Raw genomic sequence first — 17,549 nt, 5'->3', positions numbered from 1 at the left:
GGGTTTTCGGACGAGGGCTTGTCTTGGAGGGCGGTGTTCCCTCCCTCTTTTTCCGTCCCCACCCCCCCCCCCCCTCTCCCTCCCCCGGCACCCCAGGTGCGGGCCGCACGGCGTCGTGAGGGGGGCGTGCCGGTCAGGCCGCCTTCGCCTTCGTCGCGTACATGTCCACGTACTCCTGGCCGGACAGCCGCATCACCTCGGCCATCACCGAGTCGGTCACCGCCCGTAGCACATAGCGGTCGCGGTCCATGCCCTCGTAGCGCGAGAACTCCATCGGCTCGCCGAAGCGCACCGTGACCTTGCCCGGCCGGGGCAGCCCCGCGCCGCCCGGCTGCAGCTTGTCGGTCCCGATCATCGCGAACGGGACCACCGGCGCGCCCGTCATCAGCGTCAGCCGCGCGATGCCCGTACGGCCCCGGTAGAGCCGGCCGTCGGGGGAGCGGGTGCCCTCCGGGTAGATCGCGAAGGCCTGCCCCTCCTCCAGCACCCGGCGCCCCGTCATCAGCGCCGCGACACCGCCCCGGCCGCCGTCCCGGTCCACCGGGATCATGCCGCAGCCGGTGAAGAACCAGGCCATCAGGCGGCCCTTGAGGCCCTTGCCCGTGACGTACTCGTCCTTGCCGATGTAGAACACCGGCCGGTCGCAGCAGATCGGCATGATCATCGAGTCGATGAACGTGAGGTGGTTGCCCGCGAGGATCACCGGTCCCGTTCCGGGGATGTTCTCGGCGCCCTCCACCTGGGGGCGGAACATCAGGCGCAGAAGCGGTCCGAGCACTGCCTTGATGACCGTGAGACGGGACAACGGTTCCTCCGGTGTCGTGGCCGGGCCGGCCGCGGTGGACAGGGTGGTACGGGCGGTGGCCGTGCCGACGGGTGATGGTCGGTGCAGGTGAGGACGATACTCGCGGGTACGGCCTGATCGCACATCGGGTTCATACGGCGGATACCCCGTGTTGACCGGAGTTCGCGCCCTGTTCGCCGCCGATCCTCCTCCGCGTACGCCTGTCCTGCCTACGATCGGGCCCCGCTCGACAGATGCGGACGAACGTGGAACAAGGAGCATCGATGACGGAACGTGCACGGACGACCCCCGGCCGACGGGCCCTGCTGGGCGCCGCCGTCCTCGGCACCGCGGCCCTGGGCCTGCCCGGCACGGCCGCCGCCGCCGAGCGGGGCCGCGGCCACGGCCACGGCGGTCGCGGATCGCTGCGCGACCTGCCCGTGCCCACGGTGATCGGCCACCGGGGCGCCAGCGGCCACCGCCCCGAGCACACCATCGGCGCCTACCAGCTCGCCCTGGACATGGGGGCGCACATCGTCGAGCAGGACCTCGTGCCGACCAAGGACGGCCACCTCGTCTGCCGGCACGAGAACGACATCACCGGCACCACGGACGTCGCCGACCACCCCGAGTTCGCCGACCGCAGGACCACGAAGAAGATCGACGGCCAGTCCCAGACCGGCTGGTTCACCGAGGACTTCACCCTCGCCGAGCTGAAGACCCTGCGCGCCACCGAGCGCATCCCCGGCAACCGCCCGCACAACACCCTCTACAACGGCCGCTGGACCGTCCCCACCTTCGACGAGGTCCTGCGCTGGGCGGAGAAGGAGGGCCGCGAGCGGGGCAGGCCCGTCTGGCTGTACGTCGAGACCAAGCACCCCACCTACTTCCGCAAGCTCGGCCTCGGGCTGGAGGAGCCGCTCGCCCGGCTGCTGCGCCGCCACGGCCGGCACCGCGCCGACTCCCCGCTCGTCCTCCAGTCCTTCGAGCCCGGCTCCGTCCAGCGGCTGGCCCGGCTGGTCGACACCCCGCGCGTCGTGCTGCTGTCCGGCCCGAAGTCGCGCCCCTGGGACTTCGTCGAGTCGGGCGACCCGCGCACCGTCGCCGACCTCGTGAAGCCCGCGGGGCTGAAGTGGATCGCCTCCTACGCCCAGGGCATCGGCCCCACCCTCGACCTGGTCATCCCCAAGGACGCCGCCGGGCGGCTGACCGCCCCGACGGCGCTGGTCGAGGACGCCCACGCCCGCGGCCTGCTCGTGCACCCGTACACCCTGCGCAACGAGAACGCCTTCCTGCCCGCCGACTTCCGGCGCGGCACCGACCCCAACGCCTACGGCGACGTCTTCGGCGCCCTCGCCGCCTACTTCGCCACCGGCATCGACGGCGTCTTCGCCGACCACCCGGACACCGCGCTCCTCGCGGCCGCCGACCACGCCGGCCGCTGACCCGCGGCGTCCCGGCCCCGCTCCGGCGGGTCCGGGACGCCGTCAGCCGCCCGCCCGGCCCGACCCGGACGGGTGATCCAGCGCGGCCGGGGCAACCACCCGCGCCGCCGGCACGTCCGCCGGGGCATGACGCCTCCCGACCACGACCGCGAGCCGGCCCTCGCCACCGCCCTCGCCGTACGCGCCCTGCACCCCCTGGTCCGGGCGGAGGCGCGGGCCGAGGCCCCCGCCGCCGGGCTCGACCCCGCCGACCTCGAACAGACCGTCTGGCTCCGCCTCCTGGAACGCCCCGCGTCGGCCGGGCCACCCGCCGACGCCGCCCGCTGGGTGCGCGCCACCGTCCGCGCGGAGGCCCGCCGGGGCCGCCGCACGGCCCGGCGCGAACGCCCCTACGCCGGAACGGAACCCGCCGCCGGCCCGCTGGGCGGACCCGAACGCGCCGCGCTCGAAGCCGCCGAACACCGTGCGCTGCGCGCGGCGGTGGCGCGGCTGCCCGGCCGCTGCCGCCGGCTGCTGGAGGCACTGCTCGCCCCCACCGATCCCACCTACCGCGAAATCGCAGGGAAGTTGGGTATGTCACAGGGGAGTTTGGGCCCCATCCGTTCCCGTTGCCTTGGATGTCTGCGCAGAATGCTGACGGCGGAGGTTGTCGCCCCTGAACTGTGGGGAAAGGGGCGGTAGGCAACCGGTGGACAGGTGAGCGGGAGGCGTGCACACATGGGCATGAGCGTGACCATCTCGGCGGCGACGGCACAGGACGTCGAGCAGATCTTCAGACTCCAGTACCTCTGCTTCCAGCGCGAGGCCGAGCTCTACGACGACTACCGGATCGACCCGCTCGTGCAGAGCCTCGACTCGCTGCGCGCCGAAGTCGCCGACGACCTGGTGTTCGTGGCCCGGCTCGGCGACGAAGTCGTCGGCTCCGTACGCGGCTTCACCGACCCCGAGGGCACGGGCCTGATCGGCAAGCTCTGCGTGCACCCCCGCCTCCAGGGCCACGGCCTCGGGGCGCGCCTGCTGCTCGCCGCCGAGTCGGCGCTCGCCTCCGAGCGCTCGGCGACCCGCTACCGGCTGCACGCCGGCCCCCGCGGCGAGAGCGGACTGCGGCTCTGGCGCCGGGCCGGATACGCCCAGGTCGGGGATGTCACCGGGGCGGACGGCGTCCGGCACCTCCTGCTGGAGAAGGACGCCGCCGACCGGGACTACGTGGCCAGCGCCTGACCGGCACGCCGCGCGGGGCGGTGCGGGCCCGGTCGGACCGGCCCGCTCACACCGTCCTCGCGCGGCGCAGCCAGACCATCCCGGTGACCGGCAGGATCACCGGGATGAACAGGTAGCCCATCCCGAAGTCCGACCACACCGTGGCGTCCCGGAACGCGGTCGGCTCGACCAGCGTCCACGTGCCGACGACGAGCACGCCGAGGAGCTCGGCCGCGCAGCACACGAGCGCCGCGCGGCGGGCCGTCTCCCCGCCGCGCACCAGCGAGTACGTGATGAAGCCGTACACCGCGGCGGCGACGGCGGACAGGACGTACGCCAGCGGCGCCCGCCCGAAGTCGACGAGCATCTGCACGATCGCGCGCGAGGCCGCCGCGACCGTGAACACCCCGTAGAACCAGACCAGGACCCGGCCCGGACCGGTGCCCAGCTCGAAGGGCGTCTTCGCCGCCGTGTCCGCCCCGGTGCGGTCGGTGTCGCCCACGTCAGTCTCCCCAGATGTCGTAGAGCCGGACCTCCAGCACCGCCAGCACGACCGCGCCGGCCGCGACGGTCACCGAGCCCCAGCGGGTGCGCTCGGCCAGCGAGAGGAACCCGGCCGCCGGAACGGCCGCGAAGGCCCCGGCCAGATAAGCGATGAAGACCGCCATCCCCTGCTCCGGCCGCTCCCCGCGGGCGAGCTGCACCACGCCCACGACCAACTGGGCCAGCGCCAGGAAGGACACGATCGCCATCCCGATGAAGTGCCAGTCCTTCGTCGGCTGGTCCCGATAGGCGGCGTGTCCGCACCAGGCGGCGAGGGCGAGCGCGGTCACGGCGACCGCGACCGTCAGGGCGTCGAGCATGTAGTGAGGGTATTACGGGCGGATCGCCCATCCCTCCGCGGCCCCGGACCGGGCGGCCGGGGCGCGGGGGAGGCGGGCCCTTCGGGCTTCCGCCGGGGCGGGAGGGTGGCCTTGGCCACACCGGCGGGCGCGCCCCGGCCCGCGCCGGGCGGGAGCGACGCCGCACGCACTCCGGAGGATTTCCCGCCGCCGCAGGTCACAGCGGTGGAACGAGGAGGCGGGACAGGGGCGGGGAGCGGGACCGCCGCCCCTCCACGGCTGTCCGCTATACGGACAACCGGGGCCGGGGGAGTGATTCGTCTGTTTTACTTGGCCCATGACCACGACGAGCAGCCGCACCCTTGCGACCGAGGCGATCAGCACGCCCGGTGCTCGTTGTATGTGTCGAATGCGCGCCTTCTGAGGGCCCCCGCCTGAGCCTCGCGCCCCGAAGCGAGACCGAGCCTGAGCCGTTTGCACCCAGTGGAACGAGCCTGCCCGCGCATGTGCTGGCCCCCGGCCGACCGCCGCGTCCAGCCATGCCGAGACCCCCCGGCCCACCAGCCCGAACAGTCTCTTCAGACGAACGCCCCGTGCCCGGCGGCCACCTCGCCGCGCACTCGACAGTGACGGAAACCCCTGTGATCACCACTACGGGCCTCACGAAGGTCTACCGGTCGCGCGACCGCGAGGTCACCGCGCTCGACGGCGTCGACCTGCACGTCCGCGAAGGCGAGGTGTACGGCGTCATCGGACAGAGCGGCGCCGGGAAGTCCTCCCTGATCCGCTGCGTCAACCTCCTGGAACGCCCCACCTCCGGCACCGTGACGGTCGCGGGCCAGGACCTCACCGCCCTGGCCGGCCGGGGCCGGCGGGCGAGCGCCGAGCTGCGCCGGGCGCGCACCCGCATCGGCATGGTCTTCCAGCACTTCAACCTGCTGGGCTCCCGCACCGTGCTGGACAACGTGGAACTGCCCCTGGAGATCCTCGGCGCCTCCGGCCGCGAGCGCACCCGCAAGGCCCGCGAACTCCTCGACCTGGTCGGCCTCGCCGACAAGGAGAGGGCCTACCCCGGCCAGCTCTCCGGCGGGCAGAAGCAGCGGGTCGGCATCGCCCGCGCCCTCGCCGGCGACCCCAAGGTGCTGCTCTCCGACGAGGCGACCTCCGCGCTCGACCCCGAGACCACCCGCTCCATCCTCCACCTGCTGCGCGACCTCAACCAGCAGCTCGGGCTGACCGTCCTGCTCATCACCCACGAGATGGAGGTCGTCAAGAGCGTCTGCGACTCCGCGGCGCTCATGCGGCGCGGCCGGATCGTCGAGTCCGGGACCGTCGGCGGCCTCCTCGCCACCCCCGGCTCCGAGCTGGCGCAGGAGCTGTTCCCGGTCGGCGGCGCGGCCTCCGGCCCCGACCGCACGGTCATCGACGTCACCTTCCACGGCGAGTCGGCCACCCAGCCGGTCATCTCCCAGCTCTCCCGCACCTACAACATCGACATATCGATCCTCGGTGCGGCGATGGACACCGTCGGCGGCAAGCAGATCGGCCGGATGCGCATCGAGCTGCCCGGCCGCTTCGAGGAGAACGTCGTGCCGATCGGCTTCCTGCGCGAGCAGGGGCTGCAGGCCGAGGTCGTCCGGCCCGAGGCCGCGACCGCGCAAGCCACCGCCGTACCGGAGCCGACGCCCGCCCCGCTCACCGAGGAGACCGCCAAGTGACCTGGTCCGAGATGCAACCACTGCTCGCCCAGGGCACCGTCGACACCCTCTACATGGTGTTCTGGTCGGCGCTCGTGACCGTCCTCGTCGGCCTGCCCCTCGGCGTCCTGCTGGTCCTCACCGACAAGGGCGGACTGCTGCGGAACACCGTGGTGAACAAGGTCATCGGCGTGGTCGTGAACATCGGGCGGTCGCTGCCCTTCATCATCCTGCTGATCGCGCTGATCCCCTTCACCACCTGGGTCGCCGGCACCTTCATCGGCCCCACCGCGATGATCGTGCCGCTCGCCGTCGGCGCCATCCCGTTCTTCGCCCGGCTCGTCGAGACGGCGATCCGGGAGGTCGACCACGGACTGGTCGAAGCGGTCCAGTCGATGGGCGGCTCCATCCCCACCATCGTCCGCAAGGTGCTCCTGCCGCAGGCCCTGCCCTCGCTGGTCTCGGGCGTCACCACCACCCTCATCGTGCTCATCGGCTACTCCGCGATGGCCGGTGCGGTCGGCGGCGAAGGACTCGGCTCCAAGGCCGTCACCTACGGATTCCAGCGGTTCGACAACCAGTTCATGCTGATCACCGTCGCGCTGCTGGTCGTCATCGTCACCGCGATCCAGCTCATCGGGGACCTCACCGTCAGGCTGCTGGCCCGCCGCGGCCGCACCTCCTCCTGACGGCCCTCCGAAACCCCAGAACTTCCCCTCCCCAACGGACTCTTCGTCCGCACCGAGCCCGAACACCACGTCCGGGCGCATCACATCACCACGGGAAAGAGGCACTCATCGTGCGCAAGAACATCAAGATCACCGCTGTCGCCGCCGCGTCCGCCGCCCTCGCCCTCGGCCTCACCGCCTGCGGCACCGACTCCGACCCGGCGTCCAAGGGGAAGACCGGCGCCGAAGCCGACGTCACCAAGGCCCTGGTCGTCGCCGCGTCCCCGACGCCGCACGCCGACATCCTCGACTTCGTCAAGAAGAACCTGGCCGCCAAGGCGGGCCTCAAGCTGGAGGTCAAGGAGTTCTCGGACTACGTCCTGCCGAACACCGCCACCCAGAACGGCCAGGTGGACGCCAACTTCTTCCAGCACAAGCCCTACCTGGACGACTTCAACGCCAAGCAGAAGACCACCATCGTCCCGGTCGTCAACGTGCACCTGGAGCCGCTGGGCCTCTACTCCAAGACGGTCAAGGGCCTCAAGGACATCAAGGCCGGCCAGACCATCGCCGTCCCCAACGACACCACCAACGAGGGCCGCGCGCTCCAGCTCCTCGCCGAGAACGGCCTCATCACCCTCAAGGACGGCGTCGGCACCAGCGCCAAGCTGAGCGACATCACGGACAAGAAGGGCCTGAAGTTCACGGAGCTGGAGGCCCCCTCCGTGCCCCGCGCCCTGAGCGACGTGGACGCCGCCGTCATCAACGGCAACTACGCCATCCAGGCCAAGCTCTCCCCGACCGAGGACGCCCTCGCCCTGGAGAAGGCCGAGGGCAACCCGTACGCCAACTTCCTCGCCGTCAAGGAAGGCAACGAGAAGGACCCGCGCGTCGAGAAGCTCGCCAAGCTCCTCAACTCCGGCGAGGTCAAGAAGTACATCGACGACACCTACCGCGGCGCGATCGTCCCGGCCTTCGGCGCCCCCGCCGCGTCCTGACGCCCCGCGGCACACGGAGACGGAGCCCCGCCCCGCCACCCGGCGGGCGCGGGGCTCCGTCGTGCGGACCCACCCCCGCGCGAGGCGGACCCGATGCTGTCATGCTGTGTCTTTACCCGGTCTTCTGCATGGAGCTGCGCATGACTACCACCTTTCCGTCCGTCTCCATCAGCACGGACAGGTTGGTGATGCGCCCCTTCGAGATGGACGACATCCCCGCGTACATCGAGATGATGAACGACGAGATGGTCACCGCCTGGACCGACGAACCGCACCCGTACACGCGGGTGGACGCCGAGCGCTGGGTCCGCAGGATCGCGCCCGCCGAACGCACCACCGGCCACGGCATCGTCTTCGCCGTCACCGAATTCCTCACCCAGCGGCTCGTCGGCACCGTCCGCCTCCTCAACACCGACTGGCGCACCCTGGCCACCGAGGTCCGCTACATCACCGCCCCGTGGGCGCGCGGCGAGGGGTACGCCACCGAAGCCGTCCTGGCGATAGCCGAGTGGCTCTTCCGCGACCAGCGCTTCGAACGCCTCGAAGTGCGCACCCCCGCCGACAACACCGCCTCCCAGCAGGTCGCCCAGAAGCTCGGCTGCATCAGCGAGGGCGTCCTGCGCAACGCCCGCATCGCGCGCACCCGCACCGAGAACGGCACGGACGGCGGCTGGACCGACATCCGCACCGACCTCATCGTCTGGGGGCTCCTCCCCGAGGACCTCGAAGGGGTCGCCGAGCAGCTCGCCGACGCCGGCGGCTACGGCGCGTACGACGACTGGCAGTAGCCCCCGCACCCCCGCGCCGCGTACCGCCCGCCGCTTGCGACGGCCCCCGGCCCGAGCGGTGACGCGACCAGGTACTCTCACCCCTGCCCCGCACTCCCCGGGCACCCCCGCGCCTTTGACGACCAGGAGACAGACGACGATGGCCGACCGGGTCACGGTGATCGGCTGGGACGGCTCGCCACTGACCAGGACGGCCACGGCCGCGCTCTCGGCCGCCACGCTCGTCGCGGGCGCCGCCCACCACCTCGCCCTGCCCGAAGTGCCCCGCGACGCCGAGCGCATCCGCCTCGGCAGCGTCGACCTGGCCGCCCGCCGGATCGCCGCCCACCGCGGCAGCGCCGTGGTCCTCGCCGACGGCGACCCCGGCCTCTTCGGCGTCGTCCGCGCCCTGCGCGCCCGCGAACACGGCCTCGAGGTCGAGGTCGTGCCCGCCGTCTCCTCCGTGGCCGCCGCCTTCGCCCGCGCCGGGATGCCCTGGGACGACGCCCAGATCGTCGTCGCCCACCCCCGGACCCTGCGCCGCGCGGTCAACGTCTGCCGGGCCCACCACAAGGTCGCCGTCCTCACCTCGCCGGGCGCGGGCCCCGCCGAACTCGCCCTCCTGCTCGACGGCGTCCACCGCACGTTCGTCATCTGCGAGGAGCTGGGCACCGCCCGCGAGCGCGTCACCGTCCTCACCTCCGACAAGGCCGCCGACCACGCCTGGCGCGACCCCAACGTCGTCATCGTCATCGGCAGCGGCCCCGAGACCACCACGGCCGGTGCGTGGATCGCCGGCCGCCCGCCCGCCTACCCCCAGGGCGTCCGCGGCTGGGCCCTGCCCGCCGCCGCCTATCGGGACGTCGGGGCGGAGCAGCTCGACGAGCTCCGCGAGGGCGGCTCCCCGAGCCTGCGGGCCGCCCAGCTCGCCCGCCTCGGCCCCCGCACCGGCGACCTCGTCTGGGACATCGGCTGCGGCAGCGGCGCCCTGGCCGTCGAGGCGGCCCGCTTCGGAGCGGCCGTGCTCGCCGTGGACGCCGACCCGGCGGCCTGCGCCCGCACCGCCGCGGCGGCCCGCGCCTTCGCCGTACCCGTCCAGGTCGTGCGCGGCAGCGCCCCCCACGTCCTGGAGCGGCTGCCCGAACCGGACGTCGTACGCATCGGGGGCGGCGGCGTCCCCGTCGCCACCGCGGTCGCCGACCGCCGCCCCGAACGCATCGTCACCCACGCCTCCACCCGCGACGAGGCCGAGGCCCTCAACGGCGCGCTCGCCGGCAACGGCTACACGGTCCAGTGCTCGCTGCTCCAGTCCGTCGACCTGGACACCACCGCCTGGACCGAACGCGAACGGACCGTCGTCTTCCTGCTCTCCGCGCACCGTTCGGACCTCGCCCCCTGACCCGTTCGGCCCGGTACGGCAGGTAGGCTGGCGGATTGTTGTACCGCCCCCGGCCGTTCGTCGCTTCGTTCGTCAATGTCCGGAAAAGGGGACTGTTTTGGTCCCCGGCGTGGTACGGCGCAATCCGGGGGACGCGCGACGTGGCGCAGTCCACAGTGAGCCGTGGCAGAACTGCCTGCCGCGGCGGCGAACGGCCGCGAGAATAGAAGCTCCGCGGGCGTCTCGTGCCGCGCGGCGAGCCCGCTCGTTCTTGATGGCGAGCACCGGCGTGCCGTGGTTCGGCGTCCCGGGCGAAGGGCCGAAGGAGCACTGACGATGGGCGAGGGGTACGCATGACTGACACCGGCCAGGTCCCGGGCGAGGGACTGCCGGAGAACGCAGGCATGGTGGAGCAGCCGGGCGTCCCCGCCCCGGACGCGTACACCTTCCTCGACCCCTCCGAGCACGTGCCCGAGGACGACGACCTCCTGCTGATGCCGACCGCCCAGGGCGCCTGGAGCGAAGCCCAGGCCGCCCAGGCCCCGGTGGCGCAGCAGCCTCCGGCCCCCGCGCCGCAGGCCCAGCCCGCGTACCCGGCGCAGGCCCCCGCGCCCGCCGAGACCCACGGCACCCACGAGTCCGGCGGCCGCGACACCGGCTCCGTCGACCTCAACGGCGTCCGCCTGCCGGCCGGCGCGCACGCGGCCCCCGCGTCCGCCCGCCGCCCGCTGCACCGGGGGCCGGTCCCGGCCGAGGGCCCCGCGTACGGCGGTACGCAGGGCGGCGTGGTCCGCTCCCTGGCCGACCGCGGCCCCGCCGGCGCCACCCGTACCGCCCCGGCCCGCCATGTGGCCCCGCCGGCGGCCGGCCCGGAGCACGCCGAGGCGTCCGGCCTGCCCGGCCCGCAGCTCGGCGACATCCCGCCGCAGGGCGGAGCCCCGTGGGGCGCGCAGCCGCCGCAGCCCGCCGCCGAGCCGCCGCAGCCCGAACCGGAGGCGGCGGTCGAGCAGGTCGCCTTCGAGCAGGTCGCGCCCGAGCCGGTCGTCTCCGAGCAGGCCGCGCCCGAGCAGGTGGCGCCCGAGCAGGTCGCCTTCGAGCAGGCGGTGCCTGTGACGGAGCAGTCGGTCGAGCCGGTGGCTGTCCCCCAGTCCCAGCTTCAGCCCCAGCCGGAAGCGCTCCCTGAGCCGGAGGCCGAGCCGGTGGCGCCGGCCGCCTCCCAGGAGCCGGAGCCGTCCGAGGAGCCCCAGCAGACCACGCCCTCCGAGCTCGAGCCGACCCCTTGGACGGCGTCCGCAGAAACGGTCGCTCCCGAGCAGCCCGCCGTGGAGCTCCCGGCTGCCGGACCGGTCGCGCCCGAGCAGCCCGAGGCGGCGCAGCCCGAGGCCCCGGCGGAAGCGGTCGTTCCCACGCCGGTCGAGGCCCCCGCGGCGCCGACGCCGGACGGCTCCGTGGCGGTCCCGGCCGAACTCCCGGCGCCCGAGGCCCCGACCGCCGGGAACGAAGCGGCTCCGGCCGCCGCCCTCCCGGAGGAGACGCCCGTCTCCGAGCCCCTGCCCGCCGCCGAGGCCGAGGCCCCGGCACCGGTCGAGGCCCCGGCACCGGTCGAGGCCCCGGCACCGGTCGAGGCTCCCGAGGAGCCGGTGGCCGAGGAGCCGGTGGCCGACGAGCCCGTGGCCGTGGTCGAGGAGCCGGTCGCCGTCGGCGCGCCCGCCGACCAGGCCCCGCCGGTCGAGGCCGTCGTGGTCCCTGAGCCGCTGGCGCCCGAAGCCGTCGCGGTGGCGGAGCCCGTACAGCCGGAGCCCGCACAGCCCGCGCCCGAGCCCGCATCGGCGGTGGCCGAGGCCGGCGTACCGGAGCCCGAACCGGTGGCGGCCGAGGCCGTCGTACCGGAGTCCGCGGCCGCCCAGCCCGCCCCCGAGCCGGAAGCGGCGGAGCCGGTGGAGCAGCCGACGGCGGCGGAGGCCGTGGAGCCCGTGGCGGAACCGGCCCCCGCGCAGGAACCCGCGGCGGAAACGGAAGCCGAGGCCGAAGCCGCTCCGGAGCCCGCCCCCGTGGCCGCCACGGCAGAAGCCCCCGCCCCCGAGCCCGTCGGCGTTTCCGAGCCTGCCGTCGAGCCGGCCGCCGTGGCCATCGCCGAGCCCGAGACCACCGGGGACCCGGAGCCCGCCGACCTCGGGCAGCGGACGGCCGAGCAGTCGACGCCGACCGAGCACCCGGAGCCCGCTGTCGAGCAGGCGCAAGCGGCCGAAGAAGGCGGAGAAGCCGCAGAAGCCGCCGAAGAAGTGGTCGCAGCCGCCGAAGAACCGGCCCAGGCGCTCACCCCGCCCGCACCCGGCTACGACGACGCCGAGCGTGAAGCCGTCCTCCGCGTCATGCGCGAGCGCCGCGACATCCGCAACGGCTTCCGCGGCGACCCGATCCCGCACGAGGTCCTGCTCCGGGTGCTGGAGGCCGCGCACACCGCCCCGAGCGTCGGCCACTCGCAGCCGTGGGACTTCGTCGTCATCCGCTCGGCGGAGACCCGCCGCTCCATGCACGAACTGGCCCAGCGCCAGCGCGACGCCTACGCCAAGTCGCTGCCCAAGGGCCGGGCGAAGCAGTTCAAGGAACTGAAGATCGAGGCGATCGTCGAGACCCCGGTCAACATCGTCGTCACCGCCGACCCCACCCGCGGCGGCCGCCACACCCTCGGTCGCCACACCCAGCCGCAGATGGCGCCGTACTCCTCCGCGCTCGCGGTCGAGAACCTGTGGCTCGCCGCCCGCGCCGAGGGGCTCGGCGTCGGCTGGGTCAGCTTCTTCGACGAGCGCGAGATGGTCCGTGCGCTCGGCCTGCCCGAGCACCTCGAGGTCGTGGCCTACCTGTGCGTCGGTTACGTCGACGAGTTCCCCGAGGAGCCCGAGCTGATGCAGGCGGGCTGGTCCAAGCGCCGCCCGCTCTCCTGGGTCGTCCACGAGGAGACGTACGGCCGCCGCGCACTGCCCGGCGAGGAGCCGCACGACCTGCTCCAGGAGACCATCGCGGCCATCCGCCCGCTGGACGCGAAGGCGCTCGGCGAGGCGTGGGAGCGCCAGAAGCGGATGACGAAGCCCGCAGGCGCGCTGGGCATGTTGGAGATCATCTGCGCGCAGCTCTCCGGGCTCTCCCGGATGTGCCCGCCGCCGATCCCGGAGCCCGCCGCCGTCGCGATCTTCGCCGGCGACCACGGGGTGCACGCCCAGGGCGTCACCGCCTGGCCGCAGGAGGTCACCGCGCAGATGGTGGCGAACTTCCTCGGCGGCGGAGCGGTCTGCAACGCGTTCGCCGCCCAGGTCGGCGCCGAGGTGTGCGTGGTCGACGTCGGCGTCGCCGCCGAACTCCCCGCGACCCCCGGACTGCTGCCCCGCAAGGTGCGGCCCGGCACGGCGGACTTCACGACCGGCCCGGCACTGAGCCGCGAGGACGTCCTCGCCGCGATCGAGGTCGGCATCGAGACCGCCCGCGACCTGGTGGCGGCGGGCAACAAGGCTCTGCTCACCGGTGAGATGGGCATCGCGAACACCACCGCGTCCGCCGCCCTGATCTGCGTCTACACCGGAGCCGAGGCGTCCGAGGTGACCGGTCGGGGGACCGGGATCAACGACGAGATGCACGCCCGCAAGGTCGACGTCGTCCGCCGCGCCCTCGACCTGCACCGGCCGGACCCGGCCGACCCCATCGGCGTGCTCGCGGCCGTCGGCGGCCTGGAGCACGCGGCGATGGCCGGATTCCTCCTCGGCGGCGCCTCCCTGCGCACGCCGGTGATCCTGGACGGCGTGAGCGCCGGGGCGGCCGCCCTGGTCGCCCGCGCCATCGCGCCCGAGGCGCTGGCGGCGTGCATCGCCGGGCACCGCAGCGCGGAGCCCGGCCACGTCGCCGCCCTGAACAAGCTGGGCCTGCGCCCGCTGGTCGACCTCGACCTCCGCCTGGGCGAGGGCACCGGCGCGCTGCTGGCCCTCCCGATCGTGCAGAGCGCGGCGCGGGCCATGCACGAGGTGGCGACGTTCGACTCGGCAGGCGTGACGGAGAAGTGATCTCCCGCGCCCCCTCCCTCCGTGCGGAAGGAGGGGGCGCGCAGCGCCCCGGCCTGTCCCCGCTCCGGCTCACCACCGGCGCTCCCAGGGCACCCCGTATCGTGGTGCCCGCCCGTCCCCCCGCACGTCACAGCCGCTCCATCGCCGCAGCGGCCCACTACGCAGCACCCCGCCCGAGGAGCCCGCACCGCCATGGCCGAGCACGCCGATCACCCCGCGTACCCCGTCGGACTGCGCCTGCACGGCCGCCGCGTCGTCGTCGTCGGCGGCGGGCAGGTCGCGCAGCGCCGCCTCCCCGCGCTCATCGCCACCGGTGCGGTCATCACCCTGGTCTCCCCGTCCGCGACCCCCTCCGTCGAGGCGATGGCCGACGCCGGGGAGATCCGCTGGGAGCGCCGCCGCTACCGGGACGGCGACCTCGCCGACACCTGGTACGCCCTGGTCGCCTCCTCCGACACAGCCGCCAACGACGCCGCCTCCGCCGAGGCCGAGCGCACCCGCACCTGGTGCGTACGCGCCGACGACGCCGAGGCCGCCACCGCCTGGACCCCGGCCACCGGCCGCAGCGAGAACGTGACGGTCGCCGTCCTCACCACCACCTCCCAGGGGCGCGACCCCCGCCACTCCGCGGCCGTCCGGGACGCCATCGTCGAGGGCCTGCGCGACGGCACCCTGGCCGCCCCCCACCACCGCACCCGGACCCCCGGCGTCGCCCTGGTCGGCGGCGGCCCCGGCGACCCGGACCTCATCACGGTCCGCGGCCGCCGCCTCCTCGCCGAGGCAGACGTCGTCATCGCCGACCGCCTCGGCCCCCGCGACCTGCTCGACGAACTCCCCCCGCACGTCGAGGTCATCGACGCGGCGAAGATCCCCTACGGGCGGTTCATGGCGCAGGAGGCCATCAACCAGGCCCTGATCGACCACGCCAAGGCGGGCAAGGCCGTCGTCCGGCTCAAGGGCGGCGACCCGTTCGTCTTCGGCCGGGGCATGGAGGAGGCCCAGGCGCTCGCCGCCGAGGGCATCGCCTGCACGGTCGTCCCCGGCATCTCCAGCACCATCTCCGTCCCCGGCGCCGCCGGCATCCCCGTCACCCACCGCGGCGTGGCCCACGAGTTCACCGTCGTCAGCGGCCACGTCGCCCCCGAGGACCCGCGCTCCCTGGTCGACTGGGCGGCCGTCGCCCGACTGCGCGGCACTCTGGTGCTGCTGATGGCGGTCGACAAGATCGGCGCCATCGCCGCCGCCCTCGTCGCCCACGGCAAGGACCCGGCCACCCCGGTCGCCGTCGTCCAGGAGGGCACCACCGCCGCCCAGCGCCGGGTCGACGCGACCCTCGCGACCGTCGGCGAGCGGGTGGTGGCCGAGGACGTGCGCCCGCCCGCCGTCATCGTCGTGGGAGACGTCGTCGCCATAGGCCCCCACACGACGAGGCCCGCACCGACCGCGGGATGACCCGCGGCGGCACACCGCCCTCCCAGGCGTCGACACCCCGGACCGGACAAGGCAGTCACCCATGGCAGAGATCATCACCGTCGACGACCCCGACGACCCGCGCCTGAGCGACTACGTCGCACTGACCGACGTCGAACTGCGGCGACGGCGCGAACCCGCCGAAGGACTCTTCATCGCCGAGGGCGAGAAGGTGATCCGCCGCGCCCGGCAGGCCGGTTACGCTATGCGGTCCATGCTGCTCTCCGCCAAGTGGGTCGACGCCATGCGCGACGTCATCGACGAGGACCCGGCCCCGGTGTACGTCGTCGCGCCCGACCTGGCCGAACGCGTCACCGGCTACCACGTCCATCGCGGAGCGCTCGCCTCCATGCGCCGCGAGCCGCTGCCGGCCCCCGGCGAACTCCTCGCCACCGCACGCCGGGTGGTCGTCATGGAGTCCGTCAACGACCACACCAACATCGGCGCGGTGTCGCCTTTGGGTCTACGAGAGCCTGCTGGTGTTCGCCGTGTCGCGATCTTCGAGGATATCGTCGATCACGCCAACCTGGGCGCGGCTTTCCGTAACGCGGCGGCCCTGGGGGTGGACGCCGTCCTCCTCACTCCGCGCTGTGCGGACCCCCTTTACCGGCGGGCCGTGAAGGTGTCGATGGGGGCCGTCTTCTCCGTTCCGTACGCCAGGTTGGAGTCCTGGCCGGGCGACGCCGACATCCTGCGTGAGCACGGGTTCGTTCTCGCGGCGCTCTGTCTCTCGGAGAGGTCCGTCACGCTCGACGAACTCGCCGGCCGCCGGCACGCGAAGCTGGCCCTGATGCTGGGTACAGAGGGCGAGGGGCTGTCAGCCGGAGCCCTACGGGTTGCCGACGAGCATGTGCGCATCCCGATGGATGCCGGCGTCGACTCCCTAAACGTGGCCGCCGCCTCCGCCGTCGCGTTCTATGCGACCCGGCCCAGGCTCGTCTGACCGGAGAGCGAGGCGACCGTTAGAGTGCTCTTGTGGTGAACGGGTGGGTTGGGCGGCGCGCTTCCAAGGGGTCAATACAGCAAGACAGCGAGGGGCGCCCCGGCGGGCGGGGAGCACGGGACGTGCGTGTGCGGTTGTGACATCGCCGCTTCAGCGAGGCGTCAGTCCCTGGTCGTGATGGTGATTTGCACTGACACTGCTTCCCGTGGGCGCACCGACTGCCTGAATTCTGGACATATCGCCTGATGGTGCAAGGTTTGCGCAAACAGGGCAAGTTTTCCTGATCGCCGAGGCGAACGTGAAGTCCCGTACCAGCGGCTGAAGTTGTTACGCTGCTTGTCCCGCATTCCGACGGGGGATGAACACGGCCAGCCGACTCTGATCTGTAATTGCTCCCAGGGCGTGGGACGACGGAGTCGAATCGGTCGCGAGCGAGTATGAGGGGGAGTGACCCATGGGCGCCGAAGATGCCGCGCCGTGTCGTCACGCGGGAGTGCCGCCCGAAGATGTCATCGACCGCATTGCAGCGCTGATCAAAGGGCTGGGAGAGGAGGAAGGGCTTCTGATGCGCCGGGGCCTCTCTGCGGACGAGTTTCGCGAAGGCCTCCCGATGGCCATCCAGAGGGTGCGCGGAAGTATGAGTGCCGGCAACGCCAAGCGCCGTGAGTTCATGCTGGGTGTGCTCGACCATTTGAAGGCGACTGGACTGGTTGCTGCGGTGGGAGAACCGAAATACGGGGACGACACCGTCTACCGGCTCACCGTACCCGGCATGTCCAAAGATGTTGCCATCATCCAAAAGGGATGCCCGGACGGCGCCCACAGTAGTAAGAATTGGATCGCCCCCGACTGGGCCGGCGAGACCTATCTGTGGTGGCTGTGCGACGGAATGGCCGCTCAACCGGGGGAGCACGTCCACAAGGGCGTCAATCGGCTCTTCAAGCGGTTCCGGGACGGGAACCCGGACCAGTTGGCCGGAGTGATCTTCCACAATGATCTCTGCGGCGGGCCTCGGCGTCGATGTCCCAAGATGGATCGCGCCGTCAAGATCAACGGGCGGGAGGTGCCGCCGCCGTGCATCTACCTGATGCCGCAGAAAGACGCCTCGAAGCAGGAGTGGAACTGGAACGGGGAGCAGCGAAGGGATTTTCCCGCCGTGCTGCTCCAGTCCTTCGGGATCCCGGCGGACCAGGCAGCTCTATACACGGGCAGTATCGGTTACCGCCTTTCCGGCAGCAAGTACAAGGCCAATGTCGTCTCCCGGTACGGCTTGGGCCGTACCACCTCGCACAGGAGCTGAACCCC

General features: G+C 73.1%; 15 protein-coding genes. 12 read left to right on the top strand and 3 right to left on the bottom strand.

Annotation, left to right across the window (positions count from 1 at the left end; genetic code table 11):
* Positions 1 to 133: 133 nt before the first annotated feature.
* Positions 134 to 805 carry a lysophospholipid acyltransferase family protein gene (locus ACZ6EJ_RS15960; RefSeq protein WP_469267666.1) on the bottom strand — a complete coding sequence of 224 codons (672 nt, stop codon included), beginning with the start codon at positions 803 to 805 and terminating at the stop codon, positions 134 to 136.
* 263 nt (positions 806 to 1,068) lie between these two features.
* Between ACZ6EJ_RS15960 and ACZ6EJ_RS15955 the strand changes: the two genes are divergently transcribed.
* From ACZ6EJ_RS15955 to ACZ6EJ_RS15945, 3 genes are all read left to right on the top strand, one after another.
* Positions 1,069 to 2,229 (top strand): glycerophosphodiester phosphodiesterase, encoded by a 1,161-nt coding sequence (locus ACZ6EJ_RS15955; protein WP_469267665.1) that lies wholly within the window; start codon positions 1,069 to 1,071, stop codon positions 2,227 to 2,229.
* Positions 2,230 to 2,355: 126 nt separating this feature from the next.
* A complete protein-coding gene (locus tag ACZ6EJ_RS15950; protein WP_469267663.1) occupies positions 2,356 to 2,910 on the top strand; it encodes a sigma-70 family RNA polymerase sigma factor in 555 nt (184 codons plus the stop codon).
* A 36-nt stretch (positions 2,911 to 2,946) separates the two neighbouring features.
* Positions 2,947 to 3,450: a GNAT family N-acetyltransferase gene (locus tag ACZ6EJ_RS15945; protein WP_469267662.1), complete on the top strand. Its 504-nt coding sequence runs from the start codon at positions 2,947 to 2,949 to the stop codon at positions 3,448 to 3,450.
* Between the two features lie 46 nt (positions 3,451 to 3,496).
* Here ACZ6EJ_RS15945 and ACZ6EJ_RS15940 read toward each other — a convergent pair whose 3' ends face one another.
* On the bottom strand, positions 3,497 to 3,931 hold the full coding sequence (locus ACZ6EJ_RS15940) for a hypothetical protein (protein ID WP_469267660.1): 435 nt from the start codon (positions 3,929 to 3,931) through the stop codon (positions 3,497 to 3,499).
* A 1-nt stretch (position 3,932) separates the two neighbouring features.
* Positions 3,933 to 4,292 carry a hypothetical protein gene (locus ACZ6EJ_RS15935; RefSeq protein ID WP_469267658.1) on the bottom strand — a complete coding sequence of 120 codons (360 nt, stop codon included), beginning with the start codon at positions 4,290 to 4,292 and terminating at the stop codon, positions 3,933 to 3,935.
* Between the two features lie 620 nt (positions 4,293 to 4,912).
* Between ACZ6EJ_RS15935 and ACZ6EJ_RS15930 the strand changes: the two genes are divergently transcribed.
* The 9 genes from ACZ6EJ_RS15930 to ACZ6EJ_RS15890 all read left to right on the top strand — a co-directional run bounded on the left by ACZ6EJ_RS15930 (position 4,913) and on the right by ACZ6EJ_RS15890 (position 17,544).
* Positions 4,913 to 5,989 carry a methionine ABC transporter ATP-binding protein gene (locus ACZ6EJ_RS15930; protein WP_469267656.1) on the top strand — a complete coding sequence of 359 codons (1,077 nt, stop codon included), beginning with the start codon at positions 4,913 to 4,915 and terminating at the stop codon, positions 5,987 to 5,989.
* On the top strand, positions 5,986 to 6,657 hold the full coding sequence (locus ACZ6EJ_RS15925) for a methionine ABC transporter permease (RefSeq protein WP_469267654.1): 672 nt from the start codon (positions 5,986 to 5,988) through the stop codon (positions 6,655 to 6,657). The genes ACZ6EJ_RS15930 and ACZ6EJ_RS15925 overlap by 4 nt, the downstream gene beginning before the upstream one ends.
* 110 nt (positions 6,658 to 6,767) lie before the next feature.
* Positions 6,768 to 7,634, top strand: a complete 867-nt coding sequence (locus ACZ6EJ_RS15920) for a MetQ/NlpA family ABC transporter substrate-binding protein (RefSeq protein ID WP_469267653.1) — start codon at positions 6,768 to 6,770, stop codon at positions 7,632 to 7,634.
* A 101-nt stretch (positions 7,635 to 7,735) separates the two neighbouring features.
* Positions 7,736 to 8,422 carry a GNAT family N-acetyltransferase gene (locus ACZ6EJ_RS15915; RefSeq protein WP_469267652.1) on the top strand — a complete coding sequence of 229 codons (687 nt, stop codon included), beginning with the start codon at positions 7,736 to 7,738 and terminating at the stop codon, positions 8,420 to 8,422.
* A gap of 139 nt (positions 8,423 to 8,561) precedes the next feature.
* The gene (gene cbiE, locus ACZ6EJ_RS15910; protein WP_469267709.1) at positions 8,562 to 9,800 is read left to right on the top strand and encodes a precorrin-6y C5,15-methyltransferase (decarboxylating) subunit CbiE; all 1,239 of its coding nucleotides are present in this window, start codon (positions 8,562 to 8,564) and stop codon (positions 9,798 to 9,800) included.
* Positions 9,801 to 10,132: 332 nt separating this feature from the next.
* The gene (gene cobT / locus ACZ6EJ_RS15905; protein WP_469267650.1) at positions 10,133 to 13,831 is read left to right on the top strand and encodes a nicotinate-nucleotide--dimethylbenzimidazole phosphoribosyltransferase; all 3,699 of its coding nucleotides are present in this window, start codon (positions 10,133 to 10,135) and stop codon (positions 13,829 to 13,831) included.
* Positions 13,832 to 14,023: 192 nt separating this feature from the next.
* Positions 14,024 to 15,283, top strand: coding sequence for a uroporphyrinogen-III C-methyltransferase (gene cobA / locus ACZ6EJ_RS15900; protein WP_469267648.1), 1,260 nt, complete (start codon positions 14,024 to 14,026; stop codon positions 15,281 to 15,283).
* A 61-nt stretch (positions 15,284 to 15,344) separates the two neighbouring features.
* Positions 15,345 to 16,244, top strand: coding sequence for a TrmH family RNA methyltransferase (locus ACZ6EJ_RS15895; RefSeq protein WP_469267647.1), 900 nt, complete (start codon positions 15,345 to 15,347; stop codon positions 16,242 to 16,244).
* Between the two features lie 454 nt (positions 16,245 to 16,698).
* Positions 16,699 to 17,544 carry a hypothetical protein gene (locus tag ACZ6EJ_RS15890; RefSeq protein WP_469267646.1) on the top strand — a complete coding sequence of 282 codons (846 nt, stop codon included), beginning with the start codon at positions 16,699 to 16,701 and terminating at the stop codon, positions 17,542 to 17,544.
* The last annotated feature ends 5 nt before the right edge of the window (positions 17,545 to 17,549 follow it).

The sequence above is a fragment of the Streptomyces sp. NPDC041970 genome (assembly GCF_055588985.1).
Note: the sequence above shows the minus strand (reverse complement) of the source record. Positions and strands in the feature narration are given on the sequence as shown.

What these genes read in the sequence shown, in the direction of transcription:
- cbiE (WP_469267709.1), top strand. Translation starts at nt 8,562, where the DNA reads ATGGCCGACCGGGTCACGGTGATCGGCTGGGACGGCTCGCCACTGACC.
- ACZ6EJ_RS15955 (WP_469267665.1), top strand. Translation starts at nt 1,069, where the DNA reads ATGACGGAACGTGCACGGACGACCCCCGGCCGACGGGCCCTGCTGGGC.
- ACZ6EJ_RS15945 (WP_469267662.1), top strand. Translation starts at nt 2,947, where the DNA reads ATGGGCATGAGCGTGACCATCTCGGCGGCGACGGCACAGGACGTCGAG.
- cobT (WP_469267650.1), top strand. Translation starts at nt 10,133, where the DNA reads ATGACTGACACCGGCCAGGTCCCGGGCGAGGGACTGCCGGAGAACGCA.
- ACZ6EJ_RS15915 (WP_469267652.1), top strand. Translation starts at nt 7,736, where the DNA reads ATGCTGTGTCTTTACCCGGTCTTCTGCATGGAGCTGCGCATGACTACC.
- ACZ6EJ_RS15895 (WP_469267647.1), top strand. Translation starts at nt 15,345, where the DNA reads ATGGCAGAGATCATCACCGTCGACGACCCCGACGACCCGCGCCTGAGC.
- ACZ6EJ_RS15890 (WP_469267646.1), top strand. Translation starts at nt 16,699, where the DNA reads ATGGGCGCCGAAGATGCCGCGCCGTGTCGTCACGCGGGAGTGCCGCCC.
- ACZ6EJ_RS15935 (WP_469267658.1), bottom strand. Translation starts at nt 4,292, where the DNA reads ATGCTCGACGCCCTGACGGTCGCGGTCGCCGTGACCGCGCTCGCCCTC.
- cobA (WP_469267648.1), top strand. Translation starts at nt 14,024, where the DNA reads ATGGCCGAGCACGCCGATCACCCCGCGTACCCCGTCGGACTGCGCCTG.
- ACZ6EJ_RS15950 (WP_469267663.1), top strand. Translation starts at nt 2,356, where the DNA reads ATGACGCCTCCCGACCACGACCGCGAGCCGGCCCTCGCCACCGCCCTC.